The 6,493-nt window shown below is 44.9% G+C and carries 5 protein-coding genes; 3 read left to right on the plus strand and 2 right to left on the minus strand.

Going from position 1 to position 6,493, the window contains the following annotated elements:
* Positions 1-6 precede the first annotated feature (6 nt).
* Positions 7-2,361, plus strand: a complete 2,355-nt coding sequence (locus tag H6G32_RS20185; protein WP_190461461.1) for an arylsulfatase — start codon at positions 7-9, stop codon at positions 2,359-2,361.
* A 358-nt stretch (positions 2,362-2,719) separates the two neighbouring features.
* Here H6G32_RS20185 and H6G32_RS20190 read toward each other — a convergent pair whose 3' ends face one another.
* A complete protein-coding gene (locus H6G32_RS20190; protein WP_190461463.1) occupies positions 2,720-3,505 on the minus strand; it encodes an RNA polymerase sigma factor SigF in 786 nt (261 codons plus the stop codon).
* 553 nt (positions 3,506-4,058) lie between these two features.
* Between H6G32_RS20190 and H6G32_RS20195 the strand changes: the two genes are divergently transcribed.
* Entirely contained in the window at positions 4,059-4,787 is a 729-nt protein-coding gene (locus tag H6G32_RS20195) for a Bax inhibitor-1/YccA family protein (protein WP_190461465.1), read from the plus strand.
* 216 nt (positions 4,788-5,003) lie between these two features.
* A protein-coding gene (gene prfB, locus H6G32_RS20200; RefSeq protein ID WP_190461467.1) for a peptide chain release factor 2 occupies positions 5,004-6,126 on the plus strand; the annotation gives its coding sequence in 2 pieces (ribosomal slippage) (positions 5,004-5,075 and positions 5,077-6,126; 1,122 coding nt in all).
* Between the two features lie 99 nt (positions 6,127-6,225).
* On the opposite strand, the gene H6G32_RS20205 is transcribed toward prfB, so the two are convergent.
* The gene (locus tag H6G32_RS20205) at positions 6,226-6,378 is read right to left on the minus strand and encodes a hypothetical protein (RefSeq protein WP_190461469.1); all 153 of its coding nucleotides are present in this window, start codon (positions 6,376-6,378) and stop codon (positions 6,226-6,228) included.
* Positions 6,379-6,493 lie beyond the last annotated feature (115 nt).

Below are 6,493 nucleotides of genomic sequence, written 5' to 3' on the forward strand. Positions count from 1 at the left end.
AGATTTATGTCTCTGCGTGAATACAAACCCGGAAACACTTTCCCCGGTGTCATAGGACGGACAGTTGATCGCTCCAGCCCTGCTTGGCCAGCACCTTTGCGAGCCAAAGAAGGTACACCAAACGTCCTATTTATCGTCTTTGATGATACGGGTTTTGGGCAATTTGGGAATTACGGAAGTCCTATCAAAACACCCAACCTAGACGCATTAGCCGCCAATGGGTTGCGCTACAACAATTTACATACAACGGCGTTGTGTTCACCCACCCGTTCTTGTCTGCTCACTGGGCGCAATCACCATTCCAACGCCATGTCCTGCATTACAGAAGGGTCTACGGGTTATCCCGGTGGTAATGGGAATATTCCTTTTGAAAATGGGTTTCTCTCAGAAATATTACTACAAAAGGGTTATAACACCTATGCCCTGGGAAAATGGCATTTAACCCCCTCAGACCAGTTGTCTGCCGCTGGCCCCTATGATCGCTGGCCTCTCGGTCGCGGTTTTGAACGTTTTTATGGCTTTTTGGGCGGAGAAACCCACCAGTATTATCCAGATTTGGTTTATGATAACCACACCGTCAAGCCAGAAAAGACCCCCGCAGAAGGCTACCATTTGACCGAAGACTTGGCAGACAAAGCAATTAGCTTCATCGCTGATGCCAAGCAGGTTGCCCCAAATAAGCCTTTTTTCATGTATTTTTGTCCTGGGGCAATGCACGCCCCCCATCATGTGCCGAAAGAATGGGCTGATGCCTACGCCGGACAGTTTGATGATGGTTGGGAAGCTTACAGGCAGAAGGTTTTTGCCCGTCAGCAGGAAATGGGGATTGTCCCCGCAGATGCCGAACTCTCCCGCCATGATCCCGATGTCCCTCACTGGGACACTCTCTCAGCCCCAGAAAAACGGCTTTATGCCCGGATGATGGAAGTATATGCTGGGTTTTTAACCCATACTGACTACCATATCGGTCGTTTACTCGATTTCCTCAAATCTATCGGTGAGTTCGAGAATACTGTAATTATGGTGATCTCGGACAATGGCGCCAGTTCGGAAGGGGGACCGACTGGTTCAGTGAATGAAAACCTGTTTTTTAACAATGTACCAGAATCCCTAGAGGAAAATCTCAAAGCATTGGATAAACTAGGCAGTGCAGAAACCTTTAACCATTATGCTTGGGGCTGGACTTGGGCAGGGAATACGCCTTTCCGTCGTTGGAAACGGGAAACCTATCGGGGGGGAATCAGCGATCCTTTAATCGTTCATTGGAATCAAGGCATTGAGGCAAAAGGGGAAATTCGTACTCAGTACGCTCATGCTATTGACCTTGTGCCGACGGTGCTTGAGTTGCTAGAAATTGAACCACCAACAACGATTAAGGGTGTGACTCAATCCCCTATTGAAGGTGTCAGTTTTGCCCATACTTTTAATCATAGTAACGCACCTACTAAGCATCTTACCCAATATTTCGAGATGATGGGACATCGTTCTCTTTACTATGATGGTTGGCGGGCGGTGTGTCCTTGGCCTGGTACCTCATTTACAGAAGCAGGGCAGTTTTTTGGTGCGGCAATTTCGGCGGAAACTCTGACGGACTTGGATACCCATCATTGGGAACTGTATCACGTCGCGTCAGATTTTGCGGAAAATCACAATATTGCTGCTGATAATCGCCCTAAGTTGATTGAGATGATTGCCACTTGGTATGTTGAGGCGGGTAAATACAATGTGTTGCCTGTGGATGGACGTGGCACGCAACGACTAGCGGAAGAACGCCCCCAGATTGCTGTCAATCGTAGCCGCTATACTTACTATCCTCATACTCAAGCAATTCCAGCCAATAGTGCCGTCAGAGTTTTAAATCGTCCCCACAGTATTACGGCTGATGTGGAGATTCCCACAGGTGGCGCAGAAGGAGTATTACTTGCTCACGGGGGTAATGATAGTGGCTACTCTTTCTATGTCAAAGATGGCAAACTGCACTGGGTTCATAACTATGTTGGGCGATCGCTCTATCATGTCGAGTCTGTAGAGTCAGTCCCAGAGGGTCGTCACCAGTTGCGTTTTGAGTTTAAAGTGACTGGTCAGCCAGATTTAGCGAAGGGGAAAGGAGCGCCCGGTCGTGCCCAACTTTATATCAATGAGAAATTGGTCGGGCAAGCTGATGTCCCTGTCACCACTGCCTTAGCACTAGGTCTAACAAGTGGCGTGACCTGTGGGATAGCCTCTGGTGCGCCTGTAACACCCGATTATGAACCGCCTTTCAAGTTTACAGGCAAGATTCATAGCGTGATAGTGGATGTTAGTGGAGATTTGATTCAAGACAGAGAAGCCGAAATGCGTACCATTATGGCACGACAGTAGGTGAATGGTATTAATTACCCCTCTTTTGTCACTTTCCGGGAGGGCAATCTCTGAAAGCTTTATCAACCAATCAATCCAACCTATCCTATTAGAAAAAAATGGGTGTTGTATTTGTTATTAGAAAGAAATTGTGCAATCGCTTGGTAGATAAAAGCTCTAGAATTCAGAAATGGCAAATGTTTTCGGAGGGTGACAGAACAGGGTTACAGCAGATTGCAGGTAAATGAGGTACAGATATAAATAATAAAACTACTGGTGCATTTTTTTGTTTTAATTTTGGACTTCCTCGTGAGCAGTTACGTTGAGGTCACCGAACGCGCTCAGTCGAAGGATTTTGAATGAGAGAATTGTGAATTGCCTATGATCCTGTTGGCATCACTTGTGGGTGTAAATAGCAAATCAGATCCTGAATGCCTTTTTGCAGATACCGCGTTACAGTCATGGGGCTGGTGCCAATCTTTTTAGCAGCATCCTTACGAGAAAACTCCTTCAAAAATACCAACTCAACTGCTATGCGGGGCTTGTCTTCTAATAAACTGATTGCCCCTTGGAGTTGTTGGCGTTCTTCTTCTTCTTGCTGGAGAATATGAGAACGGGGGCAAGGAAGTGCTTCACCCAAAGTTATTTGGCAGTCAACATAGTGAACTGCTGTAGCATCTAAACTCAAAGGCATACGATTTTGAGCTGCTAACTTAGTTTCTTGCCATTCTGGTAGAGATATTTGCAGCCTTTTGGCAATTTCAGCATCTCTAGGCGCACGTCCCAAAGATATTGCCAATTCTTTGCGAACCTTTTGCCCCTCATTGTAAAGTTCTTGCCAACGACGGGGAATTTTTAATAGCGTACTGCGATCGCGCAAAAAATGCAGCATCTCACCACGAATATATGGCACAGCAAAGGAACTAAAAGCATATCCTTGGCTGGGGTCAAAGCGCTCAATAGCTCTAATCAAACCAAAATAACCGATTTGTTCTAAATCTTCATAAGGTTCATTACATTGATGGCTGAATTTATGCGCCATCTTCCGCACTAAGCCAGTATGTAACTGTACTAGTTGGTTACGAAGTTTAATAGAAGGATTTTGGTGGTATAAGTGTAATAGCTCCATACCATCAGATCGCACAGAGGACTCACTCGCAGCCATATAAATTCCTTTGTAGTAACTCCTTTTCCTGAAGAATGGAGTTGCGTATAGTCTCTTCAAAGCTGTCATTATTTTCCTTAGTCAGCGCTGAATAAGCCATCGTCGTTTTACTGAACTTATGAGGGGTTTCAGTACTTAATTCAGTAATTACACGTATAATTTGCCAACCCAGCCTATTTCAGGTTGTTTTTGTTTTCTAAGCAACAATTTTTTATTGTAAATAATCGCTGTTTGCGTTACCAAACTTAGCTATTTATGCTGAACAATGCTGAGTTTTATGCTACCTTGATCTGCTAAGTAAAAGTCAACACAGCCCAGGGTTGCTTTCAGACTCAGAAAAACTAGATAACTTCAGAAGAATTGTGGAATTCTCGGAAGCCAATAACTCAGATTTTGCGTAATACAACTGTCTTTGACATTTAGCGATCGCCTCCGGTGGGCACTCCGTACCATCCCAACCATAAATATCCAGATATCCCCCCTCCCTTCCAGCCGCAAAAATCGGTAAGAATGATAATGATCAGGAAGTTTCCGTGAATAACTAGTTTTATATATGAGCAATACCAGCAATTTTCGTCAAGCTTTCCGTGAGGCTCAATCTCAGTCCCTCGTTGGCCCCAATGTGATTGCCAACGCCCTCCCCTACGTCGGTGGTGGGCTAGTGCTAACAGCATTGGGAACCTATGGTGGTTTAGGAGTTATCCGTACTAACCCAGGGCTATTCTTCCCCACCTTCATTGGTGCGGTGATTCTTGAGTTAATTCTGTTCTTTGTTGCCCAAAATGTAGCCTCAAAAGGTAACAAAGCCGTCGCCTTACCCCTACTGGGAATTTACAGCCTTTTATCCGGCTACACACTCAGCGGCTTAGTATTTCTCGCCTTGAGAACCCAAGGGGTTGGCATTCAAGGTATTGCTATAGCTGCCCTTGGTTGTGGCGTCACCTTTATTATTGCCCGTCAAATTGGTTCCAATCTCTCGGAATCAGACGGTATGGCTTTGACAAAAACCATCTCTCTCGGCATGATTGCCCTAGTGGTTGTCTGCCTGACCCAATTTGTGTTTGCCTTATTTGGTGTTTACAGCCCCAGTTGGTTAGAAATTGGCATCTCCGGCTTAGGAGTTTTTCTGTTCGTGGGAGTCTCAGTCGTCGATTTCTACATCCTGCCTCGCACTTACCGCAATGATGAGTATCTGCCAGCGGCTTTATCGATGTACCTGACCTACATCAACCTATTCATCTTTATCTTGCGTTTGCTAATTGCCATCAACAGTCGTGATTAAACACAGATAATCCGAACAAAAAGCACGATTTTCTCCGTGGTTATACGGAAGGAACCACGGTTTTTTATTGGCTGAGACGGAAACACAATTTTAGTACTACAATATGTAGTAAGTGATCAAAGCAAGTGAGAATTTGCCAAACTACGGCTAAAATCAAAAATACAAATAAACAGCAATCTCTTAAAATCAAAAGCGCTCCATACCTGAGCAAGTAATATGGATGTAATAGAACTCAAACGCGAAATCGAAACGTTGTCTGGCCGCCTGGGTAAAACCCAGGACTATCTTTGACATACCCGCACTAAAAGCCAAAATTCAAGATTTAGAACAAATATCAGCCCAGCCAGAATTTTGGGGCGACCAAAACCAAGCCCAAGAAATTCTGCAAGAACTTGACAGGCTCAAAGACCATCTCCAGCAATATTATCAATGGCTTGCCAATCTGGAAGATACTAGGGCAGTTGTTGAGTTATTAGAGCTAGAAACCGATGAAGCATTATTGCAAGAAGCGGAATCTACCATCACCAAACTCAATCACGAGCTCGACCAGTGGGAATTACAACAGTTACTCTCCGGCCCCTACGACGACAAAGGCGCAGTACTAACCATTAACGCTGGTGCTGGTGGCACAGATGCCCAAGATTGGGCATTTATGCTGATGCGGATGTACACCCGTTGGGCCGAAGATCACGGCTACAAAGTAACTTTAGCTGAAGAGTCAGAGGGTGATGAAGCAGGGATTAAATCAGCAACGCTGGAAATAACTGGTCGCTATGCCTATGGTTATTTGCGGTCGGAGATGGGTACACATCGCTTAGTGCGGATTTCACCCTTTAATGCCAATGGCAAGCGGCAAACCAGTTTTGCTGGGGTGGAAGTGATGCCCCAAATAGATAACTCCGTAAAACTGGAAATTCCAGAAAAGGATTTGGAAATCACCACAACCAGGTCTGGCGGTAAAGGTGGGCAGAATGTCAATAAAGTAGAAACAGCAGTACGAATTGTTCACCTACCCACTGGTCTTGCAGTGCGGTGTACAGAAGAACGCTCTCAGCTGCAAAATAAAGAAAAAGCCCTCGCCCGCCTCAAGGCAAAACTGCTGGTCATCGCCCAAGCGCAACGTGCCCAAGAAATTGCCGAAATCCGAGGTGATATGGTGGAAGCTTCTTGGGGCAACCAAATCCGTAACTATGTGTTTCACCCCTACCAAATGGTGAAAGACTTACGAACAAATACGGAAACTATGAACATTATTGATGTAATGAACGGTGAACTTGATACTTTTATCCAAGCCTATCTACGGCAAGAGAACCAACTCGTAGATAGTACTCCAGCGTAATTACAAGAAACAGACGGGAGTTTGAAAGCCCCGGAGGAACAGGCGCACAGCGCCATACTCCGTACATCAGACCGGGGATGAAAAACGACTCGGTAGGCTTTAGCCTACCTGTAATATATCTGTAATTTCAGGTAGAGTATCAAGCAATTCCTCTACAACTTGGGTAATAGTTGTATCTTTTTTTGCAGCATACAACCGCAGTTTATTCATTCTGCGTTCGGTAATTCTAATGTGTAATTCTTTTTTTGTCATATATGACACAATGACGACACACTTATGTTAGCATACAGGTAAGGAGGCAAAACAAATGTATGGATGCCAGCAAAATTTAATTAATCCAAATGAAGAGTTAAAAGCAGTACTTGAG

The sequence above is a fragment of the Cylindrospermum sp. FACHB-282 genome, from assembly GCF_014697195.1.
In the GTDB taxonomy this organism is placed as follows: domain Bacteria; phylum Cyanobacteriota; class Cyanobacteriia; order Cyanobacteriales; family Nostocaceae; genus Cylindrospermum.